24 protein-coding genes and 2 tRNA genes are annotated in these 22,183 nt (G+C 73.4%); 17 read left to right on the top strand and 9 right to left on the bottom strand.

The features are described from left to right. Positions 1 to 85: 85 nt before the first annotated feature. Together ACH4LD_RS10380 and ACH4LD_RS10375 are read right to left on the bottom strand one after the other, a co-directional pair. Complete coding sequence (locus ACH4LD_RS10380; RefSeq protein WP_398054126.1) at positions 86 to 331, bottom strand: cupin domain-containing protein; 246 nt, start codon at positions 329 to 331, stop codon at positions 86 to 88. A gap of 211 nt (positions 332 to 542) precedes the next feature. Further along, positions 543 to 1,559, bottom strand: a complete 1,017-nt coding sequence (locus tag ACH4LD_RS10375; protein WP_132789055.1) for a zinc-dependent alcohol dehydrogenase family protein — start codon at positions 1,557 to 1,559, stop codon at positions 543 to 545. A gap of 267 nt (positions 1,560 to 1,826) precedes the next feature. Between ACH4LD_RS10375 and ACH4LD_RS10370 the strand changes: the two genes are divergently transcribed. After that, positions 1,827 to 2,765, top strand: a complete 939-nt coding sequence (locus ACH4LD_RS10370) for a helix-turn-helix transcriptional regulator (RefSeq protein ID WP_398053821.1) — start codon at positions 1,827 to 1,829, stop codon at positions 2,763 to 2,765. Between the two features lie 10 nt (positions 2,766 to 2,775). Here ACH4LD_RS10370 and ACH4LD_RS10365 read toward each other — a convergent pair. Further along, a tRNA-Pro gene (locus tag ACH4LD_RS10365) sits at positions 2,776 to 2,849 on the bottom strand. 104 nt (positions 2,850 to 2,953) lie between these two features. Between ACH4LD_RS10365 and ACH4LD_RS10360 the strand changes: the two genes are divergently transcribed. The 3 genes from ACH4LD_RS10360 to ACH4LD_RS10350 all read left to right on the top strand — a co-directional run bounded on the left by ACH4LD_RS10360 (position 2,954) and on the right by ACH4LD_RS10350 (position 4,980). Next, positions 2,954 to 3,460, top strand: coding sequence for a DUF309 domain-containing protein (locus ACH4LD_RS10360; protein WP_398053820.1), 507 nt, complete (start codon positions 2,954 to 2,956; stop codon positions 3,458 to 3,460). 135 nt (positions 3,461 to 3,595) lie between these two features. After that, on the top strand, positions 3,596 to 4,378 hold the full coding sequence (gene cobF / locus ACH4LD_RS10355) for a precorrin-6A synthase (deacetylating) (protein ID WP_398053819.1): 783 nt from the start codon (positions 3,596 to 3,598) through the stop codon (positions 4,376 to 4,378). A 107-nt stretch (positions 4,379 to 4,485) separates the two neighbouring features. Next, a complete protein-coding gene (locus ACH4LD_RS10350) occupies positions 4,486 to 4,980 on the top strand; it encodes a hypothetical protein (protein WP_398053818.1) in 495 nt (164 codons plus the stop codon). Here ACH4LD_RS10350 and ACH4LD_RS10345 read toward each other — a convergent pair. Beyond that, the gene (locus ACH4LD_RS10345; RefSeq protein WP_398053817.1) at positions 4,967 to 5,713 is read right to left on the bottom strand and encodes a cobalt-precorrin-6A reductase; all 747 of its coding nucleotides are present in this window, start codon (positions 5,711 to 5,713) and stop codon (positions 4,967 to 4,969) included. The two genes, ACH4LD_RS10350 and ACH4LD_RS10345, sit on opposite strands and share 14 nt — an antisense overlap. Before the next feature lie 69 nt (positions 5,714 to 5,782). Between ACH4LD_RS10345 and ACH4LD_RS10340 the strand changes: the two genes are divergently transcribed. Continuing rightward, complete coding sequence (locus ACH4LD_RS10340) at positions 5,783 to 6,562, top strand: HAD-IIA family hydrolase (RefSeq protein WP_398054124.1); 780 nt, start codon at positions 5,783 to 5,785, stop codon at positions 6,560 to 6,562. 69 nt (positions 6,563 to 6,631) lie between these two features. Here the strand turns inward: ACH4LD_RS10340 and ACH4LD_RS10335 are convergent, their stop codons facing one another. The 3 genes from ACH4LD_RS10335 to ACH4LD_RS10325 all read right to left on the bottom strand — a co-directional run bounded on the left by ACH4LD_RS10335 (position 6,632) and on the right by ACH4LD_RS10325 (position 10,264). Further along, positions 6,632 to 7,405 (bottom strand): sulfite exporter TauE/SafE family protein, encoded by a 774-nt coding sequence (locus ACH4LD_RS10335; RefSeq protein ID WP_132789116.1) that lies wholly within the window; start codon positions 7,403 to 7,405, stop codon positions 6,632 to 6,634. A gap of 85 nt (positions 7,406 to 7,490) precedes the next feature. Then, the gene (locus ACH4LD_RS10330; RefSeq protein WP_398053816.1) at positions 7,491 to 9,002 is read right to left on the bottom strand and encodes a long-chain fatty acid--CoA ligase; all 1,512 of its coding nucleotides are present in this window, start codon (positions 9,000 to 9,002) and stop codon (positions 7,491 to 7,493) included. A 74-nt stretch (positions 9,003 to 9,076) separates the two neighbouring features. Then, a complete protein-coding gene (locus ACH4LD_RS10325) occupies positions 9,077 to 10,264 on the bottom strand; it encodes a thiolase family protein (RefSeq protein ID WP_398053815.1) in 1,188 nt (395 codons plus the stop codon). A gap of 164 nt (positions 10,265 to 10,428) precedes the next feature. Between ACH4LD_RS10325 and ACH4LD_RS10320 the strand changes: the two genes are divergently transcribed. The 5 genes from ACH4LD_RS10320 to ACH4LD_RS10300 all read left to right on the top strand — a co-directional run bounded on the left by ACH4LD_RS10320 (position 10,429) and on the right by ACH4LD_RS10300 (position 13,716). Beyond that, positions 10,429 to 11,238: a lysophospholipase gene (locus ACH4LD_RS10320; RefSeq protein WP_398053814.1), complete on the top strand. Its 810-nt coding sequence runs from the start codon at positions 10,429 to 10,431 to the stop codon at positions 11,236 to 11,238. A gap of 83 nt (positions 11,239 to 11,321) precedes the next feature. Then, complete coding sequence (locus ACH4LD_RS10315; protein WP_132789063.1) at positions 11,322 to 11,813, top strand: DNA starvation/stationary phase protection protein; 492 nt, start codon at positions 11,322 to 11,324, stop codon at positions 11,811 to 11,813. 32 nt (positions 11,814 to 11,845) lie between these two features. Next, positions 11,846 to 12,190 carry a DUF3140 domain-containing protein gene (locus ACH4LD_RS10310; protein ID WP_398053813.1) on the top strand — a complete coding sequence of 115 codons (345 nt, stop codon included), beginning with the start codon at positions 11,846 to 11,848 and terminating at the stop codon, positions 12,188 to 12,190. A gap of 13 nt (positions 12,191 to 12,203) precedes the next feature. Then, a complete protein-coding gene (locus tag ACH4LD_RS10305; RefSeq protein WP_132789065.1) occupies positions 12,204 to 12,851 on the top strand; it encodes an endonuclease in 648 nt (215 codons plus the stop codon). A 67-nt stretch (positions 12,852 to 12,918) separates the two neighbouring features. Next, on the top strand, positions 12,919 to 13,716 hold the full coding sequence (locus tag ACH4LD_RS10300) for an SAM-dependent methyltransferase (RefSeq protein ID WP_398053812.1): 798 nt from the start codon (positions 12,919 to 12,921) through the stop codon (positions 13,714 to 13,716). On the opposite strand, the gene ACH4LD_RS10295 is transcribed toward ACH4LD_RS10300, so the two are convergent. Next, complete coding sequence (locus ACH4LD_RS10295) at positions 13,706 to 14,581, bottom strand: Cof-type HAD-IIB family hydrolase (protein WP_398053811.1); 876 nt, start codon at positions 14,579 to 14,581, stop codon at positions 13,706 to 13,708. The genes ACH4LD_RS10300 and ACH4LD_RS10295 overlap by 11 nt on opposite strands. 575 nt (positions 14,582 to 15,156) lie before the next feature. Between ACH4LD_RS10295 and ACH4LD_RS10290 the strand changes: the two genes are divergently transcribed. From ACH4LD_RS10290 to ACH4LD_RS10270, 5 genes are all read left to right on the top strand, one after another. Next, positions 15,157 to 15,969, top strand: coding sequence for an SAM-dependent methyltransferase (locus tag ACH4LD_RS10290; RefSeq protein WP_398053810.1), 813 nt, complete (start codon positions 15,157 to 15,159; stop codon positions 15,967 to 15,969). A gap of 39 nt (positions 15,970 to 16,008) precedes the next feature. Further along, positions 16,009 to 17,412 (top strand): glutamine synthetase, encoded by a 1,404-nt coding sequence (locus ACH4LD_RS10285; protein WP_398053809.1) that lies wholly within the window; start codon positions 16,009 to 16,011, stop codon positions 17,410 to 17,412. Between the two features lie 2 nt (positions 17,413 to 17,414). Then, positions 17,415 to 18,590: an amidohydrolase family protein gene (locus ACH4LD_RS10280; protein ID WP_398053808.1), complete on the top strand. Its 1,176-nt coding sequence runs from the start codon at positions 17,415 to 17,417 to the stop codon at positions 18,588 to 18,590. Between the two features lie 7 nt (positions 18,591 to 18,597). Then, positions 18,598 to 19,134, top strand: a complete 537-nt coding sequence (locus tag ACH4LD_RS10275) for an NUDIX hydrolase family protein (protein ID WP_086011601.1) — start codon at positions 18,598 to 18,600, stop codon at positions 19,132 to 19,134. Positions 19,135 to 19,248: 114 nt separating this feature from the next. After that, positions 19,249 to 20,016, top strand: coding sequence for a hypothetical protein (locus tag ACH4LD_RS10270; protein WP_398053807.1), 768 nt, complete (start codon positions 19,249 to 19,251; stop codon positions 20,014 to 20,016). 93 nt (positions 20,017 to 20,109) lie between these two features. On the opposite strand, the gene ACH4LD_RS10265 is transcribed toward ACH4LD_RS10270, so the two are convergent. Then, positions 20,110 to 20,183, bottom strand: a tRNA-Pro gene (locus tag ACH4LD_RS10265). Between the two features lie 126 nt (positions 20,184 to 20,309). Between ACH4LD_RS10265 and ACH4LD_RS10260 the strand changes: the two genes are divergently transcribed. Next, a complete protein-coding gene (locus ACH4LD_RS10260) occupies positions 20,310 to 21,017 on the top strand; it encodes a transketolase (RefSeq protein ID WP_398053806.1) in 708 nt (235 codons plus the stop codon). 22 nt (positions 21,018 to 21,039) lie between these two features. Further along, a complete protein-coding gene (locus tag ACH4LD_RS10255; protein WP_398053805.1) occupies positions 21,040 to 21,966 on the top strand; it encodes a transketolase family protein in 927 nt (308 codons plus the stop codon). Positions 21,967 to 22,183 lie beyond the last annotated feature (217 nt).

The following is a 22,183-nucleotide window of genomic DNA, read 5'->3' as shown; positions in this document are numbered from 1 at the left end:
CGCTCGTCCAGGGGGTGGCCAGCTCGGGTCGGCCCGCTCGGGTCGGTGGCCGGGGCGGCGGCGTACTCCTCGTCGGGGGCGGCGGTCAGCCGGTGCACGACGTCGTGATTGGCGTCGCCCTCGTGGATGGCGAGGTGACCATCAGCCGGTTCGGCGCGGCGCCGTGCCAGTGCTCCTCGTCGGCCTCGAACAGCACGCGGTTGCCGGGCCGGAGGACCTCGATCGGTCCGCCACGCCGCCGGCACGGACCGACGCCGTCGGTGACGAAGACGGTCCGGCCGAGCGGGTGGCGGTGCCAGTGGGTGCGGGCGCCGGGCTTGAGCTGGCCCAGGTCGGCGGTGACCCGGGACGGTCGGTCGTGGCGGCGACGGCGTCGACGTGGAAGTCGCCGGTGAACCAGTCGGCGGGACCCTTGACGGTGCCGATGCCGCTTCCGGTGATCTGCAGGTCCGCGTCCTGGGCCGGTGCGGCACGGCCGGGCCCCGCGCTCCGGGGAGCGCGGGGACGACGGCGTGTCCCGGACGGGCCGTGGCGTGGGGGGATCAGGGCTTGAGGAGTGCCTTGATGGCGCGGCGCTCGTCCATGGCCCGGTAGCCCTCGGCGACCTGCTCCAGGGGCAGGGTGAGGTCGAAGACCTTGCCCGGGTCGATCCGGCCCGACAGGACCCGGTCGATCAGGTCGGGCAGGTAGCGGCGTACGGGGGCGGGCCCGCCGCGCAAGCCGACGTGGGAGAAGAACAGCTCCTCGCCGTCGATCGCCACCTCGTGGGGGAGGCCGACGAAGCCGACGTTGCCGCCGGGCCGGGCCGAGTGCAGGGCCTGCCGCATGGCCTCGGCCGTGCCGACGCACTCCAGGACCGAGTCCGCACCGATGCCGTCGGTCATCTCCTTGATCCGGGCGACGCCGTCCTCGCCTCGCTCGGTGACGATGTCGGTGGCGCCGAACTCCCGGGCCAGCTTCTGACGGGACTCGTGGCGGCTCATGGCGATGATCCGCTCGGCGCCCATCTCTTTCGCCGCGATCACCGCGCACAGCCCGACCGCGCCGTCACCGACGACCACGGCGGTGGAGCCGGGCCTGACCTCGGCGGCCTCCGCGGCGTACCAGCCGGTGCCCATCACGTCGGAGACGGCCAGCAGGCCGGGCCAGAACTCCTCGCCCGGTACCCCGTCGGTGGCGACCAGGGTGCCCTGGGCGTTGGGGATGCGCACGTAATCGGCCTGGCAGGTGCTCATGAACTCGCGGTTCAGGCAGTTGGACTGCCATCCGTTGCGGCAGTTGGCACAGGTGTTGTCCGAGGTCGCGAACGAGCCGACGACGAACTGGCCGGGCCTGACCGCGGTGACCTCGCTGCCGACCGCCTCGACGAAGCCGATGTACTCGTGCCCCATCGGGTGCGCCTCGCCGGTCTCGTCCAGGCCGCGCCAGGGCCACAGATCGGAGCCGCACACACAGGTGACGGCCGTACGGATGACGGCATCCGTCGGCTCCAGGATCTTCGGGTCGTCCAGGGTTTCGAAGCGCACGTCACCAGGGGCGTGGATCACTGCTCCGCGCATGGGGGGAATTCCTTACGTTCGTTGGTGGGGCGGGGCCTGGGGCGGCCCGCGGGCCGCCGTAACCGTGTGCGGGCACGAACCGGGGACGCGTACAGGCGTCGCCGTCCTCCGCGCGCTGCCCGGCTGGATGTCCCTCGGGGCGGCGGCGCCGCCCGGGGAGTGCCTCTGCTCCAGGTAACCGCTTATCGCGGCGGCCAGCGAGTCACCAGCGAGAGGTGTACTGCCAGTACATCCCTCCCACGGTGTACAGGCCGTACGGTCGGAGGCATGGACAACCGTGAGGAGGTCCGCGAGTTCCTGACCTCGCGGCGAGCGAAGATCACACCGGAACAGGCCGGCCTGCCCGCCGGTTCCCGGCGGCGCGTGCCCGGACTGCGCAGGAGCGAGGTCGCCGCGCTGGCCGACGTGAGCGTGGAGTACTACGCGAAACTCGAACGGGGCAACCTGGCCGGCGCCTCCCCGGCCGTCCTGGAGGCCGTCGCCCGCGCCCTGCGGCTGGACGACGCCGAACGCGCCCACCTGCTGCACCTGGCCCAGGCCGCCGACGGCTCCGACGCCCTCACCCGCCCCCGGCGCCGCACCACCTCCCGGCAGTGGACGCCGCACCGCAGCCTGCAGTGGACCCTCGACGCGATCACGGCGGGACCCGCGGTCGTCGGCAACGGCCGGATGGACGTCCTGGCCGCCAACCCGCTCGCCCGTGCCTTCTACACCGAGCTGTTCGCCAACCCCGACAACCAGGCGAACCTGGCCCGTTTCAACTTCCTCGACCCGGCCTCCCGCCGGTTCTACCCCGACTGGGACCGGTTCGCGGACATGGCCGTGGCCATCCTGCGCCGCGAGGCCGGCCGCGACCCCCACGACAAGGACCTGCACGACCTCGTCGGGGAGCTGTCCACCCGCAGCGAGGAGTTCCGCACCCGCTGGGGCGCCCACGACGTCCGCCGCCACGGCACCGGCACCAAGCGGTTCCGGCACCCGGCCGTCGGCGACCTCACCCTCGCCTACGAGTCCCTGGACCTCGCCGCCGAACCCGGACTGAGCATGACCATCTACACGGCCGAGCCCGGCTCCCCCTCGGAGGAGGGGCTTCGCCTGCTCGCCTCCCTGGCGGCCACCGAAAGCGCCGGCCAGGCTCCCCGGCTGGTCCCCACGCACAGGTCAGGGCCGGTTGCGGATGCCTCCGAAACCGGCCCTGACCTGTGATTCCCACACGTCGGGACGACAGGATTTGAACCTGCGACCCCTTGACCCCCAGTCAAGTGCGCTACCAAGCTGCGCCACGTCCCGTCGCACTCGCGCGCGGTGCCCCGCGTGATCGTGCGGACAGCACTTTACCCCACGCCCGGGGGTGCGCCGAAGACGGCCCGGCGGTGCGAGGGACAATCGGCGGTATGACGAACGCGGGCGCATCGGATGCCAGGGACCGGGACGTGGCCGGGCGGGCGCGGAACGCGCGGCCCCGGGACGGGCTGGGACGCCCGCTGCCGTACGGCGCCGAGGGCGTCCCGCGGCAGCCGGAGGGCGTCCTGCGGACGCCTGAGGACACGGTCGCCGAGGCACGGGCGCTGCTGGCCTCGGGGCGGCCGTTCCACGCCCACGAGGTGTTCGAGGACGCCTGGAAGTCGGGCCCGCAGGAGGAGCGCGCACTGTGGCGGGGGCTGGCCCAGCTGGCGGTGGGCCTCACCCACGCGGCCCGCGGGAACGTCGTCGGCGGGGCGCGGCTGCTGCGGCGGGGCGCCGGCGCGGTCGAGCAGTGGGCGGCCGAACGGGGCGAGGACCGCCCGTACGGACTGGACCTCCCCGGCCTCACCCGCTGGGCGCGTGAGCTGGCGGGACGGGTCGAGAACGGCTCGGCACCGATCGACGCGGAGACCGAGGCACCGCGCCTGGGTCCGTGACGGCCGCTCCCCCGGCCGCCCGCGACGGGGTCCCGCGGTCGCCCGACGCCCCCGTGTGCGCCCTGACCGGACCGTCGTCGCAGGCTGTGCGGAGGCGGTGGACGGATGGTCAGTGGGATGCGGCAGACTCGGGACGTGCGAAAGATTCATGTCATCGGTATCGGCGCGGGCGACCCGGACCAGCTGACCCTCCAGGCGGTCAAGGCGCTGCGGAGCACGGACGTGTTCTTCCTGCTCGACAAGGGTGAGGTGAAGAGCGATCTCACCCGGCTCCGCCGGGACATGCTGGACGCGCATCTGCCCGGGGGGTCGTACCGGGTGGTGGAGGCCCGGGATCCGGAGCGGGACCGCACGGCGGGCGGGTCGGCCTACTCGCCGGCCGTCGGGGACTGGCGCAGCGCCCGCGCCGGGATCTACGAGCGGCTGATCGCCGAGGAACTGGACGAGGAGGGCACGGGCGCCTTCCTGGTCTGGGGGGACCCGGCGTTGTACGACAGCACGCTGGGCATCCTTGAGGAGGTGCTGGAGCGGGGCACGGTGGAGTTCGCGTACGACGTGGTGCCCGGCATCAGCAGTGTCTCCGCGCTGGTCGCCCGGCATCGCACGGGGCTGAACCGGGTCGCCCGACCGGTGCAGATCACCACCGGGCGGCGGCTGTCCGAGGGGTTCCCGGAGGGGGTCGACGACGTGGTGGTGATGCTGGACGCGCACCAGGCATTCCGGCGGTACACCGAGGAGGACATGGACATCTTCTGGGGCGCCTACATAGGCACGCCGGACGAGCTCCTCGTCTCCGGACCGATCGCCGAGGCCGCTCCGCGCATCGAGCGGCTGCGGGCCGAGGCGCGGGAGCGCAAGGGCTGGATCATGGACACGTACCTGCTGCGCCGGCATCCGTCGCGGGACGAGCGGGACTGACGTACCGGGCTCAGGGGGCGGGGCCGGCCCCTCGGCCGAACGACGGAGCGGGGCAGCGGGCCGAAATGCAGGTGCGGGCCGGGGCGGGACGTCGTGATACTCGGGGCATGTCCGCAACGCCCCTCCGCTTCCGCGATCCGCGCAGCACCAGGTACGACTTCCTCGACTCGGTGCTGGTGCACTGCCCCCGCTGCGACCGCGTGGCCCATGTGCGGCGGCGGCCGGAGGCCGAGGACCGGTCGATCTTCGCACCCCGGTGCCTGGTCTGCCGTTCCTGTGGTCTGTCCCGCACCTGGGCCGGCCGGTCGGCGGTCCTCGACTCGGGCTCGGCGGGACCCGCGCGGGATCCGTACTTCCGTGCCCGGCTGTGGCTGCAGCGCGAGACCCGGCACGGCCGGGTGTGGGCGTACGACCTGCGGCATCTGGACCTCGTCCGGCGCTATGTCGCGGCCGGTCTGCGGGAACGCGCCCCGTGGCACGACACCGGCCGGAAGATGACCCTGGTCGCCCGTCTCCCCTCCTGGATGAAGAGCGCCAAGAACCGGGACGAGGTGCTGCGCGCGATCGATCGGCTGAGGGCCGCCGCCGTCAGGCCGGGCTGAAGCCCAGCCGTGCCAGGGCGTCCGCCACGCCGGGTACGGCGGTCACGCCCGCCGGCAGGGCGGGGCGGCGTACGACGACCACGGGCAGGCCCAGCTCGCGTGCCGCCGTGAGCTTGGCGGCCGTCGCCGCACCGCCGCTGTCCTTGGTGACCAGGACGTCGATCCGGTGGGCGCGCAGGAGCTCGGTCTCTCCGGTGACCGTGAAGGGGCCCCGGGCCAGGACGATGCTGGTGTCCGGGGGCAGCGGGGGCTCGGGCGGGTCGACGGAGCGGACGAGGAAGCGCAGGTCCGTCAGGTGGGCGAAGGCCGCGAGGCCGAGGCGGCCGGTGGTGAGGAACACCCGGCGGCCGAGGCCGGGCAGGGCCTCCGCGGCCGCGGCCAGGGACGGGACGTCGTACCAGCGGTCGCCGGGGCCCGGCCGCCAGCCGGGGCGGCGCAGGACGACGGCGGGGACGCCCGCGGCCCGCGCCGCACGGGCCGCGTGGTCCGTGATCGACTCGGCGAAGGGGTGGGTGGCGTCCACCAGGGCGTCCACCCCGTGCGCGCGCAGCCAGTCGGCGAGGCCCTCCGGCCCGCCGAAGCCACCGGTCCGCACCTCGCCGGGCAGCGCCCCGGGCCGGGCGACCCGGCCGGCGAGCGAGGTGGTGACGCGTACCCCGGGCCGGGCGGCGAGGTCGGCGGCGAGGCGACGGGCCTCGGTGGTGCCGCCGAGGATCAGGACGTGCGCGGGCATAGGGGTGAGCGTACGAGGTCGTACGGGCCGGTCCGCCGCCCGGGTCGCTACCGTCGGGGCATGGAGTCCCTGGCGTCCGTGCGTGCCGTCCTGATCGACATCGACGGGGTCCTCACCGTGTCCTGGAAGCCGCTGCCCGGTGCGGTGGAGGCGCTGCGCGGCATCCGTGCGGCCGGGTTCGGCGTGGCCCTGGTGACGAACACGACCTCCCGGACCCGGGCGTCGATCGCCGGCACGCTGTCGGAGGCCGGCTTCGAGGTGGACGCGGACGACGTGCTGACCGCGCCCGCCGTCACCGCGGCCCATCTCGCCGAGCACCATCCGGGCGCCCGGTGCCTGCTGCTCAACAGCGGGGACATCGCCGCGGACCTGGGCGACGTCACGCTGGTCGAGGAGGGTGCCGACGTGGTCGTGGTCGGCGGCGCCGGGCCGGGGTTCGACTACGCGGCGCTCAACCGGGCGTTCGGCGAGTTGCAGCGGGGCGCGCGGCTGGTCGCCATGCACCGCAACCTGTACTGGCGCACCGACGCCGGGCTGCAACTGGACTCGGGCGCGTTCCTGCTGGGGCTGGAGCGGGCGGCACGCGTGGCGGCAGAGGTCACGGGCAAGCCGTCCCCGGCGTTCTTCGAGGCGGCGCTCGCCCGGCTGGGAGTGGACGCGGAGCGGGCGCTGATGGTCGGCGACGACATCGAGTCGGACGTGCTCGCGGCGCAGCGGGCCGGGCTGACCGGGGTGCTGGTGAAGACGGGCAAGTACCAGCCGGAGACACACGAGAACGCGAGCGGCGCCCCGGACCATGTCCTGGACTCCTTCGCGGGCGTCCCGGCGCTGCTGGGGCGGCCGGAGTAGCGGTCGGCCGGCGGAGCAGCGGTCGGGCGGAGTAGCGGCGGCCCACGGAGCAGCGGTCGGCCGGCGGGGTCAGCGGAGCAGCAGTTGCAGGCCGCCCAGGACCGTCGCCGCGATGACGAGTTGTTCGAAGAGTCGCTGGTTGATCCGGTTCACGGCCCACTTGCCCAACAGCGCACCGGGCACCACGAACACCACGAGCGCGGCGTCGAGGAGCAGTGAGTGCCCGTCGATCAGGCCCAGACCCGCGCTGAACGGCACCTTCGAGACGTTCACGATGAGGAAGAAGAACGCGGAGGTGCCCAGGAAGCCGAGCTTGCGGAAACCCGCGGACAGCAGGTACATCGACATCACGGGCCCGCCGGCGTTGGCGACCATCGTCGTGAACCCGCCCAGCACACCGTACGAGCGGGCCTTGACGCGGCCCGCCCGGGTGCCGACCTCGTCCGGGTCCTCCGGGGTGCCGGCCGTCCGCCGCCGCCACAGCGTCACCCCGGCCATCAGCAGCAGGATCGCGCCGATCGACGTCCGTACGATCCCGTCGTCGGCCCACACCAGGAACAGCGTGCCGGCCACCACGCCCGCCGCCACGGCCGGGAACAGCCGCCACAGGGTGGGCCAGTGCGCGTGCCGCCGGTAGGTGAGGACGGCGAGCACGTCACCGGCGATCAGGACGGGCAGCAGTACGCCGGTGGAGGCGCGGGCTGGCAGGACCGCCGCGAAGATCGCGAGACTGACCGTGTTGGCCCCGCTGACGGCCGTCTTGGAGAAGCCGACCAGCAGGGCCGCGAAGGCGAGCGCCGCGAACCCCCAGCCGGATATGTGCCAGAGCGTCATCGTGTTCATGGAGGAACCGATGCTATGCACACGCATGGGTCCGGCGTAAGCAGCGTCTCGCCGGTCGGTCCCGGTGCGAGGGCCGGCGCGGCGCCTAACGGCCCGTGTACCGCGCCCGCAGCTCCCGCTTGAGCACCTTCATGCTCGGCCCGAGCGGCAGCGCGTCCGCCACCTCCACCCGCCGCGGGTACTTGTGCCTGCCCAGGTGCTCCTTGGACCACTCGGTGAGCGCGGCGGCGTCCGGCGTGGCGCCGGGCGCCGGGACGACGACGGCGCACACCTCCTCGCCGTGCAGGTCGTCGGGCAGGCCGATGACGGCGACCTGGGCGATCTCGGGGTGGCGCATCAGGACCTCCTCGACCTCCCGCGGGTAGACGTTGTAGCCGCCGCGGATGATGACGTCCTTCTTCCGGTCGACGATCCGCAGGAAGCCCTCGTCGTCCTTGGTGCCGAGGTCGCCGGTGCGGAACCAGCCGTCCACCAGGGCCTCGGCGGTGGCCTCGGGGCGGCCGAGGTAGCCGGAGAAGACGTTGTGGCCGCGGATGACGACCTCGCCCACCTCACCGGGCGGCAGCAGCTCGATCCGGCCCTCCACCTCGGCCCTGGCGATCTCCACGTCGATGCCCCACAGCGGGTGGCCGATGGTGCCGGCCTTCGTGCCGAACACCGGCTGGTTGACGGTGGCGGTCGGCGAGGTCTCCGACAGCCCGTACCCCTCGTAGATCTTCGCTCCGAACGCGGCCTCGAACCGCTCCAGTACGGCCACCGGGAGCGAGGCCCCGCCGGAGACGCACACGCGCAGCACCGGGAGCCGCTCCGCGTCCGCGGCGGCCGCCGCGAGGGCGATGAACATGGTGGGCACGCCGTGGAAGGTGTTCACGCCCTCGCGCACCATCAGGTCGATGGCGCGGGCCGCGTCGAAGCGGGGCAGCAGCACGAGCGTGGCGCCGGCCCGCCAGGTGGAGTTGAGCGAGACGGTCTGGCCGAAGGCGTGGAACAGCGGCAGCGCGCCGAGGGCGATGTCGTCGGCGCGGATGTCGTTGGCGTCAAAGGCGTTGACGGTCGCGTTCATCACCAGGTTGAAGTGGCTGAGGACGGCGCCCTTGGGGACACCGGTCGTGCCGCTGGTGTAGAAGATCACCGCCGGGTCGTCGGCAGCCCGGGTGACGTACGACGCGAGGGGCTCGGCGTCGGCCGCGAGCTTCTCGAACTCCGTGCCGAGGGTGACCGCCCGGACGCCCGTGGCGCGTGCGGCGGCCGTCCCGGTCTGAGCCTGGGCCGGGTGGACCAGCAGCAGGGTGGCCCCGCTGTCGCGCAGCACGTGTTCGACCTCCCCGGCGGAGAGCAGCAGGTGCACGGGGACGACGACCCCGCCCGCCGCGGCGATCGCGTAGTACGCCACCGGGAACTCCGCGGTGTTGGGGGCCATGAGGGCGACCCGGTCGCCGGGCCGTACGCCGAGAGCGGTGAGCGCGCCCGCCTGGGCCAGCGCGCGCTGCCACGCGTCGGCGAAGGTGAGCCGCAGGTCGCCTTCGACCAGGGCGGTCTTGCCGGGGCGGCGCCGGGCGTTCTCGGCGAGGATGGCGGCGACGGACAGGGTGGCCATGGAGTGCTGCTCCGTTTCCTTGCTGCGGCTCGTGTTCCGGATTCCCCTCGCGGGGAGCCCCCTTCGGGGAAGCTCTAGTGCCTCTCGACCAGCACCGCGCTCCCCTGTCCCACCCCCACGCACATCGTCGCGAGCCCCCGCCGCGCGCCCGTGCGGCGCATGCGGTGCAGCAGGGTGGTGAGGATGCGGGCGCCGGAGCAGCCGAGGGGGTGGCCGAGGGCGATGGCGCCGCCGGAGGGGTTGACCAGGTCGGGGTCGATGCCGAGCTGGTCGACGCACGCGAGTGCCTGCGCGGCGAACGCCTCGTTGAACTCGGCCTCCTGGACGTCGCCGGTCTCCCAGCCGGCCCGGGCCAGCGCCTTGCGGGTGGCGGGGACCGGACCGAGGCCCATCACGTCCGGGTGGACGCCGGCGGAGGCGCCCGCGATGTAGCGTCCCAGGGACTCCAGGCCCAGCTCGTTCAGGGCCTCCTCGCTGACCAGCAGCAGCCCGGCCGCGCCGTCGTTCATCGGCGAGGCGTTGCCGGCGGTGACGGTGCCGTCCGCGCGGAAGACCGGCCTCAGCCGGGAGAGCTTCTCCAGTGAGGTGTCCTCGCGGACGCACTCGTCCTGCTCGACCACGATGCCGTCGGGGCGCTCCACGGGCAGGAGTTCGTCGTCGAAGTGGCCGTTCTTGCGCGCGGTGGCGGCGAGTCGGTGGCTGCGCAGGGCGAACTCGTCCTGGCGCTCGCGCGCGATGCCGTACCGCTCGGCGACCTCCTCGGCGGTCTCGCCCATGGAGAGCAGGCCGTGCAGCTCCTTCATGGCGGGGTTGACCAGCCGCCAGCCGAGCCGGGTGTCGTAGGTCTCGATGCGCTGCGGCAGGGCCTCGTCGGGGCGGGGCAGGACGAAGGGGGCACGGCTCATGGACTCGGAGCCACCGGCGATCACGATGTCGGCCTCGCCGGCGGCGATGGTCCGGGCGGCGGTGGTGACCGCTTCGAGTCCGGAGGCGCACAGCCGGTTGACGGTGGCGCCGGGCACGGAGTCGGGCAGTCCGGCGAGCAGGGCGGCCATGCGGGCGACGTTGCGGTTGTCCTCACCGGCCTGGTTGGCGGCGCCCCAGTAGACGTCGTCGATGCGGGCGGGGTCGAGCGCGGGCACGTCGGCCACCAGATGGCGGATGACGGTCGCGGCGAGATCGTCGGGGCGGACCGGCGAGAGGGCTCCGCGCAGCTTGCCGATGGGGGTGCGGCGGGCGGCCGCGAAGTGGACGGGACGCACGGCTGGGACTCCTGACCTACGACGCTGTGGATCAGCACGGACCTCACGACAGCTCTTCCGCTGTCCGGCAGCAGTTAATTAGCACTGCTAGTTTTGGACTATAGACCGCGGACCGCTCCCCTGGGAAGATCCCCAGGACCTTCCCCGAGGCAGCTGGAGGAGAGATGCCCCACGTCCGCGAGCACGTCCTCGACGGCACGCACGGAGCCCTCGCCGTACGGGAGTGGCCGCATCCGGCCCCCCGCTGCCTGGCGCTCCTGGTGCACGGGTACGGCGAGCACGCCGGCCGGTACGCGGAACTCGCCGCCCGGCTCACGGGGCACGGCGCCGCCGTGTACGCGCCGGACCACGCCGGCCACGGCCGGTCGGCCGGGGAGCGAGTGGTGATCGAGGACTTCGAGGACGTGGTCACGGACGTGCACACGGTGGCGGACCGGGCCCGCGCCGCGCGTCCCGGCCTGCCGCTGGTCCTGGTGGGCCACTCCATGGGCGGACTGATCGCGGCCCGCTACGCCCAGCGGTACGGCGGCGAACTGAGCGCCCTGGTCCTGTCCGGCCCGGTGATCGGCGCCTGGGACCTGCCGGGGCGACTGCTGGCCCTGGAGGAGATCCCGGACGTCCCGATCAGCCCGTCCGCGCTCTCCCGGGACCCGGCCGTGGGTGCCGCGTACGCGGCCGACCCGCTGGTCTGGCACGGGCCCATGAAGCGGCCGACGCTGGAGGCGTTCGCCCGGACGCTGGAGACCGTCGCCCGGGACGGTGACGTCGGCGGGCTGCCGCTGCTGTGGCTGCACGGCGACGACGACCGGCTGGTGCCGCCGGCCGGGAGCCGGACCGGCGTGGAGCGGCTGAGCGGCGGCCGGCTGACCGCGCGGATCTTCCCGGAGGCGCGGCACGAGGTGTTCCACGAGACCTGCAAGGAGGAGGTCTTCGCGGAGCTGCTGGCCTTCCTGGACCGGGTAGTACCCCGCTGATCAGCCGGTTTGCTCCCCCACGCAGCGGGCACCCGCCCTGTCGGACATGACCGTGGAAGCTGCCGAAAGGGGATAGACGGACCATGACCGTGGTCAAGAGCACGCTGCCCGAGGAGGCGCTCGGCGTCACCGGAACCGCCCTGCAGGAGACCCTGGTGGACCTGCTCGGGCTGTCGCTGATCGGCAAGCAGGCGCACTGGAACGTCGTGGGCCCGCGGTTCCGGTCGATCCACCTCCAGCTCGACGAGGTGGTCGCCACGGCCCGGAGCCACTCGGACACGGTGGCCGAGCGTGCCGCCGCGCTGGGCGTGCCGCCGGACGGCCGGCCGGAGACCATCGCCGCGACCTTCGCGCTGCCCGGCGCCAAGGACGGCTGGCTGCGCGACACCGAGGCCGTGGAGCTGATGGTGTCGGCGCTGGAGGCCGCCATCGGCCGGCTGCGCGAGCGGATCGAGGCGACCGAGAAGGCCGACCCGGTCACCCAGGACCTGCTGATCTCCGTCACCGCCGACCTGGAGAAGCAGCGCTGGATGTTCGAGGCCGAGAACCACCCGCGCGACGACGCCGCCAGCTGATACACCCACTCCCGCACGGAAGGGGGAGATCCATGGCCGACGCACTGGAGATCGAGGCGCTGTGGGAGGACTTCCACCGCGTGGTGAACATGACCTCCGCGGAACTCGCGGCCTGGCTCAAGGTCCGGGACGCCGACGAGGAGACGGAACCACTGCCGGAGGAGGCGGGCCCGCCCACCGGCCGACACGTCCTCGCCATCCTGCAGAAGCGCCGTACCGACCTCACCGACGACGACGTCCGGGTCATGCACAAGGTCGTCGACACGGTCGGTGACCTGGTCGACATGGAGAACGAGCCCGAGCCGGAGAACACGCCGGAGGACACCCGGCGCCGGCACCGGCTGATGACGCTGGGCCACGACCCGCTCAAGCCCTAGCCGGGACCCCACCATGGACCGGGACGAACGGGTCGTGCGCGAGCTGGTGTCCGAGTACGGGCGGACGTACGCCGAGGAGGCGGGCATCCGCCTGAAGGACACCCCGCAGCCGCTGTACCGGCTGCTCGTGCTCTCCCTGCTGCTCAGCGCACGGATCCGGGCCTCCGTCGCGGTCGCCGCCGCCCGGGCCCTGCACGAGGAGCACCTGGACAGCCCCCGCCGGATGGCCGAGGCCGACTGGCAGCGGCGGGTGGACGCGCTCGGCCGGGGCGGCTACCGCCGGTACGACGAGCGCACCGCGACCCAGCTCGGCGACGGCGCCGAGCTGCTGACCGAACGCTGGGGCGGCGACCTGCGCCGGCTGCACCGGGAGGCGGAGGGCGACGCCGGCGAGCTGAAGCGGCTGCTCCAGGAGGAGCCGGGCATCGGGCCGGCCGGCGCCGACATCTTCCTGCGCGAGGCGCAGCGGGTGTGGCCGGACGTCGCGCCCTACCTGGACGGCAAGGCGCTGTCCGGGGCCGGGCGGCTCGGCCTGCCGAAGGACCCATCGAAGCTGACCGAGCTGGCCGGCGACACCCAACCGGCCGTCCTGGCAGCCGCGTTGGTCCGGGCGGCGCTCGACGAACAGGTGGCCGAAGACTGTCTGCGCCGGGCCACTTGATCGTGTCAGACTGCTCCCCGCACGTCCCGGAGTGACCACCGGGGCCGGACGGGTGGAGGAGCTGCACGTGACGGGGACAGGGCCGCGGATCCAGGACGGCATCGACACGACCAGACCGCATCCGGCCCGGGTGTACGACTGGTTCCTCGGCGGCAAGGACAACTACCCGGTCGACGAGGAACTGGGCCGGCGGATCGCGGCGATCGACGGGGGCGCCCCCAAGGCCGCCCGCGCCAACCGGGCGTTCATGCGCCGCAGCACGCGGATGCTGGCCGCGGAGCGGGGGATCCGCCAGTTCCTGGACATCGGCACCGGCATACCGACCGAGCCGAACCTGCACCAGATCGCCCAGTCCGTGGCACCCGACGCCCGCGTGGTGTACGTCGACAACGACCCCATCGTGCTGGCCCACGCGAACGCGCTGCTGCGCGGTACCCCGCAGGGCGTGACCGAGTACGTGCAGGCCGACGCCCGCGATCCGCGCGCGATCCTCGGGCAGGCCGCCCGCGTCCTGGACCTCGACCGCCCGGTGGCCCTCTCCCTCGTCGCGCTGCTCCACTTCATCGCCGACGAGGACGGCGCCCACGACCTGGTGGACACCCTGGTCGGCGCGCTGGCGCCGGGCAGCTGTCTGGTGCTGTCGACCATGACCGCCGACTTCGAGCCGGAGAACGTCCAGCGGGGCATCGCGGCCTACGCGGCCGGCGGGGTCACCCTGGTGGCACGTTCGCAGGCCGAGGTGGGCACCTTCTTCGAGGGACTGCGGCTGCTGGAGCCCGGGATCGTGTCGGTGGCCGAGTGGCGGCCCGAGGAAGCGCCCGACGGGCCGGTCTCGCTGTACGGCGGGGTCGCGGTCAAGCCCTGACGCCGTCGTACGGCAGGTCCAGCACACGGGCGACGGTCCGCAGTACGCCGTCGTCGTTGTTGGACGGGGCCAGGTGGCGGGCCCGCCGGATCACCTCCGGGTGGGCGCCCGCCATGGCGAAGGACCACTCGGCGGCGTCGAGCATCTCCAGATCGTTCAGGTAGTCGCCGAACACCATGGTCTGGGCGGGCGTGATGCCGAGCGCCCGTTGGAGGCCGCGCAGAGCGGTGCCCTTGTCGGCCGTGCGGTTCATCACGTCCACCCAGTGCTCGCCGGAGACGACGACCTGGTGGGTCGCGGCGAACTCCGCGAGTGCCGGGGCGGTGGTGTGCTCGGCGGACCCGAAGTCGAACAGCGCGACCTTGATCATCTCGTCGTCCACGGCGGTGACGTCCTCGACGATCCGGTGCTCGACGTAGTACTTGCGCACCTCCGCCAGGAACGCCTCGTCGGTCCGCTCGACGTACGCCGCCCGCTTGCCGCAGACGACCGCGCCGACGTCCGTGCCGTCCGCGACCAGCCGCCGCGCCGTCCGGGCCACCCCGGCGGCGACGGATCGGTCCAGCGGGTCGGAGCTCAGCTCCACGCCGTCGCGGACCACGTACGTGCCGTTCTCCGCGATGAACACCATGCCCTCGGCGACCTCCTCGAACTGCCGGAAGAGGGTGGCGTACTGGCGTCCGCTCGCCGGGCTGAACAGCACTCCCCGGCGGCGCAGTTCGGCGAGCATCGGCCACAGCCCGTCGGGAATCCGCTTGGCGTCGTCCAGCAGCGTGCCGTCCATGTCGGTGACGATCAGCCGGATGTCGGCGGGGCCGGCGGGCAGGCCGGAGGCGTCGAGGAGGGGCGTGGGCGTGGCGGGCATGTCCTGCTTCCGGTCGGGGGCGGGGATACCGGTCCAGTGTTCCTCATGCGCCCCGGGGACCCGGAACCGCCCGGGAGGACGGGTCGCGCGGCTGCCCGGAGCCGCCGGGGGCCGGGGCGCGAGCCTGCCCGGACCGCCGGGGGCGGGGCGCAAGCCTGCCCCGGACCGCCGAGGGCGGGGCGTAAGCCTGCCCGGACCGCCGAGGGCGGGGGCGCGACCCTGGCCGGGACCGCCCGGGGGCCGGGGCGCGACCCTGGCCCGAACCGCCCGGGGGCCGGGGCGCGAGCCTGCCCGGACCGCCGAGGACGGGGCGCGACCCTGGCCCGAACCGCCCGGGGGCCGGGGCGCGAGCCTGCCCGGACCGCCGAGGACGGGGCGCAAGCCTGCCCGGAGCCGCCGGGGACGGGGGCGCAAGCCTGCCCGGACCGCCGGGGGCGAAGCTCAGTGCTGCCCCGGACCGCCGAGGGCGGGGCGCAAGGCCGTCCGGAACCGCCCGCCGTGACCGTTTCCTGGGACAGCGCGATCACCGGGAGGCACAATGACGGCGGAGAACCGCACGTGAGAAGGGCGGACAGGTGAGCGAGGTCGACTCCCCGGGGGCCGGATCGGCACGGCTGGACACCACCGTGGCGCACAACGCCCGGGTCTGGAACTACTGGATCGGCGGCAAGGACCACTACGAGGTCGACCAGCGCGTGGGCGAACAGATCGCCGGGATGTTCCCGGTGATCCGGGCGGTGGCGCGCGCGGACCGGGAGTTCCTGGGGCGGGCGGTGCGCTTCCTGGCCGCCGAGCGGGGCATCCGGCAGTTCCTCGACATCGGCACCGGTCTGCCGACGGCCGACAACACGCACGAGACAGCGCAGCGGATCGCCCCCGAGTCCCGGATCGTGTACGTCGACAACGACCCCATCGTGCTCGTGCACGCCCGCTCGCTGCTCACCAGCTCCCCGGAGGGCGTCACGGACTACGTCGACGCCGATGCGCACGACCCGGACGGCATCATGCGGCGGGCCGCCGAGACCCTGGACCTGACCCGGCCGGTGGCAGTGCTGATGCTGGGCATCCTCAACTTCGTGCTGGACACCGGCGAGGCCCGGGACATCGTGCGCCGGCTGATGGCGGCGGTGCCCGCCGGCAGCCATCTGGTCCTCACCCATCCGACGTACGACCGTGACGTGGGCGGCGAGGGCAACGTGGCCGCCATGGAGTTCTGGAACGCCCACGCCACCCCGCCGATCACCGCCCGCGGCCGTGCCGAGATCGCCGGGTTCCTGGAGGGTCTGGACCTGGTGGAGCCGGGACTGGTGCCGTGTTCGCAGTGGCGCGCCGAGTCGGCGTCCGCCGCCCCGGTGCCGCAGTTCGGCGCGGTGGCCGTGAAACCCTGACCCCGGCCGCGCGCGGGCCGGGCCCGCCGAGGAGGACGCATGACGACTTTCGCCGACCCCGTGCCCGGCGGCCGTCCCGAGGACCTGCGCCGGGTCGCCGGCCTCACCGCCGACCTGGCCGCACAGGGCGTGCGCGGCATCGTACTGGCGTACGTGGACACCGCGGGCGTCGGCCGGGTGAAGACGATCCCCACCGGCCGGCTGGAGGCGGCCGTGTCGTGGGGTGTCGGCATGTCCCCGGTGTTCGACACCTTCCTCGCCCACGACTCGATCGTCGGCACCGACGTGCTCGGCTCCCCCGACGGCGACCTGAGGCTCTACCCGGACCTGGACCGGCTGGTGCCGCTGGCCGGACAGCCCGGCTGGGCGTGGGCGCCGGTGGACCGCATCACCCAGGAGGGCGCCCGGCACCCCGGCTGTGGCCGGACCTTCCTGCGCCGGACCGTCACGGACGCCGCCGAGCGGCACGGCCTCGCCTTCAAGGCGGCGATCGAGATCGAGTGGTCCGTCGGGCTGGGCTCGGCGCCCGCCGGGGAGTTCGTACCGGCGGTCTCCGGCCCGGCGTACGGCGCGATCCGCCAGGTCGCACTGAGCGACTACACCGCCGATCTGCTGGCCGCGTGCGCCGCGCAGGGCGTGGACGTCGACCAACTGCACCCCGAGTACGCGCCCGGGCAGTTCGAGATCTCGGTGGGCGCCCGGGATCCGGTGGCGGCGGCCGACCTGAGCGTGCTGGTCCGGCAGACGATCCGGGCGGTGGCCCAGCGGCACGGTCTGCGGGTCTCGTTCGCGCCCGCGGTGACCGCCGAGGGCGTCGGCAACGGCGGCCATCTGCACCTGTCCTGCTGGGGCGACGGCGTGAACCTGCACGCCGGCGGCGAGCGCCGGTACGGCATGACGGCCGAGGCGGAGTCCTTCGCGGCCGGGGTCCTCGCCCACCTCCCGGCCCTGACGGCGGTCACCGCACCCAGCCCGGCCAGCTATCTGCGGCTGAAGCCCTCCCAGTGGGCCGGTGTCTTCACCGCCTGGGGCCGCGAGACCCGCGAGGCCGCCCTGCGGATGATCACGGGCACGGCGGGCCGCCACGACCAGGACGCCAACATGGAGGTCAAACCGGTCGACCTGGCCGCGAACCCGTATCTGGCCCTCGGCTGCGTGATCGCCGCCGGACTCGACGGCGTCACGACCGCCCGGGCCCTGCCCGACGAGATCACCGGCGATCCGGCCCGCTACGGCCCCGAGGAGGCGGCGGCCCTGGGCGTGCGGCGGCTGCCACGGTCGCTGCCGGAGGCGGTGGAGGAGTTCCGCGCGGACCCGGTGCCGCGGGCCGCGCTGGGCCCGGTCCTCGCGGACGCGGTGATCGCCGTACGGCTCGGCGAGGCGGCGGCCGTCGACGGGCTCGGCCCCGACCAGGTGGCGGCGGCCTACCGCTGGACGTACTGACCATGGCCGCACCCGGACCGGTCCACGAGGCCCTCGCCGCGCTGCCGCTCGTCGACCACCACTGCCACGGAGCGGTCACGGCCGACCTGAGCGGCACGGAGTTCGCGTCCCTGATCACCGAGGGCGAGGCCTGGCCGGACGTCTCGCCCTTCGACAGCCCGGTCGGCCTGGCCGTCCGCCGCCACTGCGCGCCCCTGCTGGACCTCCCCCGCCACGCGCCGCCCGCCGACTACGTGGCCCGGCGCGCCGAGCTGGGCTGGCGGGAGGTCAACCGCCGCTTCCTGACGGCGGCCGGAGCCGGGGTGTTCTGCGTGGACACCGGCTACGCCCCGCACCCTCTCACCACCCCCGCCGAGCTGGCGGCGGCCGCCGGTGCCGCGGCCTGCGAGGTCGTACGGCTGGAGGGTATCGCGGAGTCGGTGGCGGCGCGGGGTGTGGAGGCGGGCGAGTACGCGGCCGTGTTCCGCGCGGCCGCCGAGGAGGCCGTACGGCGGCCGGGCGTGGTCGCGGTGAAGTCCGTCGCGGCCTACCGCACGGGTTTCGCCCTGGACCCGGAACGCCCGGCCGGGGCCGAGGTGACACAGGCCGCCCGGCACTGGCTGGCGCGGGGCGGACGCCTCACTGACCCGGTCCTGGTCCGGCACCTGCTGTGGACCGCCGTCGACCTGGGGCTGCCGCTGCAACTGCACACCGGCTTCGGCGACGCGGACGTACGGCTCCACCGCGCGGACCCCGCCCTGCTCACCGACTGGCTGCACCGGACCGCCGGCACGATCCCGGTGCTGCTGCTGCACTGCTGGCCGTACCACCGCCAGGCCGCCTATCTGGCCGCGGTGTTCGAGCATGTCCACCTGGACGTCGGGCTCGCCCTGCACTACACCGGGCCGGCCCGGTGCCGGGCGGTCCTGGAGGAGGCACTGGAGATCACCCCGTTCCGCAAACTGCTGTACAGCTCCGACGCCTATGGTGTGTCCGAGTTCCACCACCTGGGTGCCCTGTGCTTCCGGCAGGGCCTCGCCGATCTGCTGCAAGAGCGCGTGGACGCCGACGAGTTGAGCCTCGCCGACGCCCTGCGGATCGCGGCCTGGACGGGCCGCGACAACGCCCGCCGACTGTACGGACCGCCCGTATCCGAACCGGCCCGCGATTCCAGCGGGCGCCCCACCCGGAAAGTATGATCAAGCAATGTCTGACATGACCGAGACCACGCCCGGCTGGCTGACCACGGACGAACTGGAGATGGCCAGGGCCCGGATGCCGATCCTGTACGTCGAGGCCGTGCCCGTGCGCGTGGACGACAGCGGTGAAGTCACCAGTATCGGGCTGCTGCTGCGCATCGGCCCGGACGGGACGGTCAGCCGGACCCTGGTCTCCGGCCGGGTGCTGCACCACGAGCGGGTCCGTGACGCGCTGCTGCGCCACCTGGAGAAGGACCTCGGCCCGGTCGCCCTGCCGCGCGTCCCCGCCTCGCTCCAGCCGTTCACGGTCGCGGAGTACTTCCCGACGGCGGGCATCACGCCGTACCACGACCCGCGCCAGCACGCGGTGTCCCTGGCCTACATCGTGCCGGTGACCGGCGACTGCCGACCCCGCCAGGACGCGCTGGACCTCGTCTGGTTCAGCCCCCAGGAGGCCGCCTCACCGGCGGTGCAGAACGAGATGCCGGGCGGTCACGGGGTGCTGCTGAAGCAGGCGCTGGCGCACGTGGGGCTGGCCTTCTGACCGATCGTCACCAGCGCCACGGTCCGCTCAGGAAGAGGAAGTGACTATTCCACAATTCCCGGGAAACCGGACTTCCACGGCGGCCGTGAAGATGGAAGAGCGGCCGCCCAGGAAATGCAGCAGATTTCCCGGGAAGGGTTTTGCATGTCTGTGAGCCGCACCTTAGCCGCGTCCGTGATCTGTGCGACCGCCGCCGTGGGCGCCGCGGGATGCTCGGACGAGGGATCGTCGGACCAGCCGTTCAAAGGGCAGAGCGCGGACCAGGTGGCCGCCAAGGCGGTGACCGCCACCCGGAACGCCGCATCGCTGCGCATGGCCGGCAAGGTCTCCGCGGAAGGGCAGCCCCTGACGGTCGACTTCCACGTCGACACCCAGAAGAACTGCAAGGGCCGAATGTCCATGGACCGAGGCTCGGCCGACGTCATCCACGCAGGTCAGGCCACATACATCAAGGGCGACGAGGAGTTCTGGGGCAACGCCGCCAAGGGCTCGGCCGGCCGGCAGAAGGAGGTCCGGGCACTGAGCGGCCGCTGGGTGAAGGTACCGGTCGGCGACGCGCGCACGACGGGGCTGTGCGACAAGCAGGGATTCCTGGCCGACATGGACAGCGACAAGTCCGAGCGCAAGGGAATGACGAAGGGCGATGTCACCACGGTCAACGGCCGGAAGGCCATCGCCTTGAAGAAAAAGAAGGGCGGCGGCGAAAGCATCACCATGTACGTCGCCACGGAGGGAAAGCCGTACATTCTCAAGCTGGACCAGTCCGGCGGCGAGAATCCCGGTACGGTCGTCTTCTCGGACTACGAGAAGCCGGTCAAGGCCGCACCCCCGCCGGCGGGACAGGTGATCGACGCCACCAAGGGCGACAAGGCGGCTTCCTGACCCGTCGGGAGTACCGTTCACGTCCGCCGTCGAACGTTCGAGGGCCGGTTCCGGATGTCTCCGGAACCGGCCCTCACCGGCGACTCTCGCAAGTCGGGACGACAGGATTTGAACCTGCGACCCCTTGACCCCCAGTCAAGTGCGCTACCAAGCTGCGCCACGTCCCGGTGCGGTCTGACCTGGGGTTTCCCCCGGCCGAACGCGCAGGGAAACAATACCGCACTCGACTCGGTGGTCGCGCGCCCCTTTTCCCGGTTGACCTCAAGTTTGGTTGAGGTTGCACGATCGTCGGCATGACGACCGCAACGGACCAGAGCCGTACGTACGGCTACGACGACCTGCCCCGGCTGATGGGGCTGATGACCGGGGACGAGAAGCACGGACCGGCCGCCACGTCCACGCTCGACGTGCTGTGGGTGCTCTACGACCGGGTGCTCCGCGTCGCTCCGGAGCGACGGGACGACCCGGCCCGGGACCGCTTCCTGCTGAGCAAGGGGCACGGGCCCATGGCGTACTACGCCGTGCTGGCCGCGAAGGGGTTCGTGCCCGTCGCATGGCTGCCGGGCTTCGGGTCCTACGACTCCCCGCTCGGGCACCACCCGGACCGGGTGCTGGTGCCGGGGGCCGAGATCGGCAGCGGCTCCCTCGGACACGGACTGCCGATCGCCGTGGGCACCGCGCTGGGCCTGCGGGCGCAGGACCGGCCCGATCCGGCGGTCTGGGTGCTGATCGGGGACGCCGAGCTGGACGAGGGCAGCAACCACGAGGCGATCGCCTTCGCGGGGCCCGCCGGGCTGGACCGGCTGCACACCGTCGTGATCGACAACTCCTCCGCCAGCCACGCGCTGCCCGGCGGGATCGCCGCCCGGTTCGAGGCCGCGGGCTGGTCCGCGGTGACCGTCGACGGGCGCGACCACGAGGCGCTGTACGCCGCGTTCACCGCGCCCCATCCCGGCCGGCCGCACGTCGTCGTGGCCCGCGTCGAACCGAAGAACGCCTGACTTCCCGGAAAGGGTCATCTCGATGGACACCATGCGTGACCGTTTCGCCCCCGTCGTCTCCCGGATGCTGGACGAGGACCCCCGGGTCGCGGTCGTCCTCGCCGAGATCGGCCGGGACGGGTTCCGCGAGGCCGAGCGCCGACATCCCGACCGGGTGATCAACGTCGGCATCCGTGAACAGCTGCTGGTCGGCGCGGCGGCGGGGCTGGCGCTGACCGGGCTGCGGCCGATCGTGCACACCTTCGCCAGCTTCCTCGTGGAGCGGCCGTTCGAGCAGGTCAAGCTGGATCTGGGACATCAGGACACGGGCGCGGTGCTGGTGAGTGCCGCCGCCTCCTTCGACTGGCCGGCCGGCGGCTTCACGCACATGGCCCCGGGCGACGTGGCCCTCCTCGACACGCTGGACGGCTGGACCGTCCATGTGCCCGGGCACCCGGACGAGGCCGAGACGCTGCTGCACCACGCGGTCGCGGCGGGCGACGACCGGGTGTACGTCCGCCTGTCCCTGCAGTCCAACCGGCAGGGACGGGTCATCGACGGCCGGCACTTCGTCACCGTCCGCGAGGGCCGCTCCGGAGTGGTCGTCGCCGTGGGTCCGATGCTGGACGAGGTCCTCGCAGCGACGGAGGGCCTGGACGTGACGGTGCTGTACGCGACGACCGTACGACCGTTCGACGCGGCCGGGCTGCGCCGGGCCACGGAGGCGGCGGGCACGGACGTCGTGCTGGTCGAGCCGTACCTCGCCGGGACGTCGACGTCCGCGGTGAGCGAGGCACTGACCGATGTCCCGCACCGGGTGCTCGGCCTCGGCGTCGCCCGCCGCGAACTGCGCCGCTACGGCACGATCGAGGAACACGTGGCCGCGCACGGCCTGGACGCGGCGACCCTGCGGGAACGGATCGCCCACTTCATGACCGCGGGGCGGCCGGCCGAGGCGCGACGCGGCTGAACGCGGACACGCGGGGGGAAGGGCGAGGTCACGTCGGCCCCCCGGACCAGGGCGCCGGCGAGCCTCACACCGAAGCTTCTGCGGGCAAGCGGTCCCCTCACCACGGACCAGACCGCAGGCGAGGTCTCACGCTCGGGCTCCGGTGAAGGCACCCCCCTCGCCGCGGAGCACACGAGTCAGCGCGGATGACGGTCGCGTCGCGCGGACCAGGGCGTGG

The sequence above is a fragment of the Streptomyces sp. NPDC017676 genome (assembly GCF_044329325.1).
In the GTDB taxonomy this organism is placed as follows: Bacteria; Actinomycetota; Actinomycetes; order Streptomycetales; family Streptomycetaceae; genus Streptomyces.
Note: the sequence above shows the minus strand (reverse complement) of the source record. Positions and strands in the feature narration are given on the sequence as shown.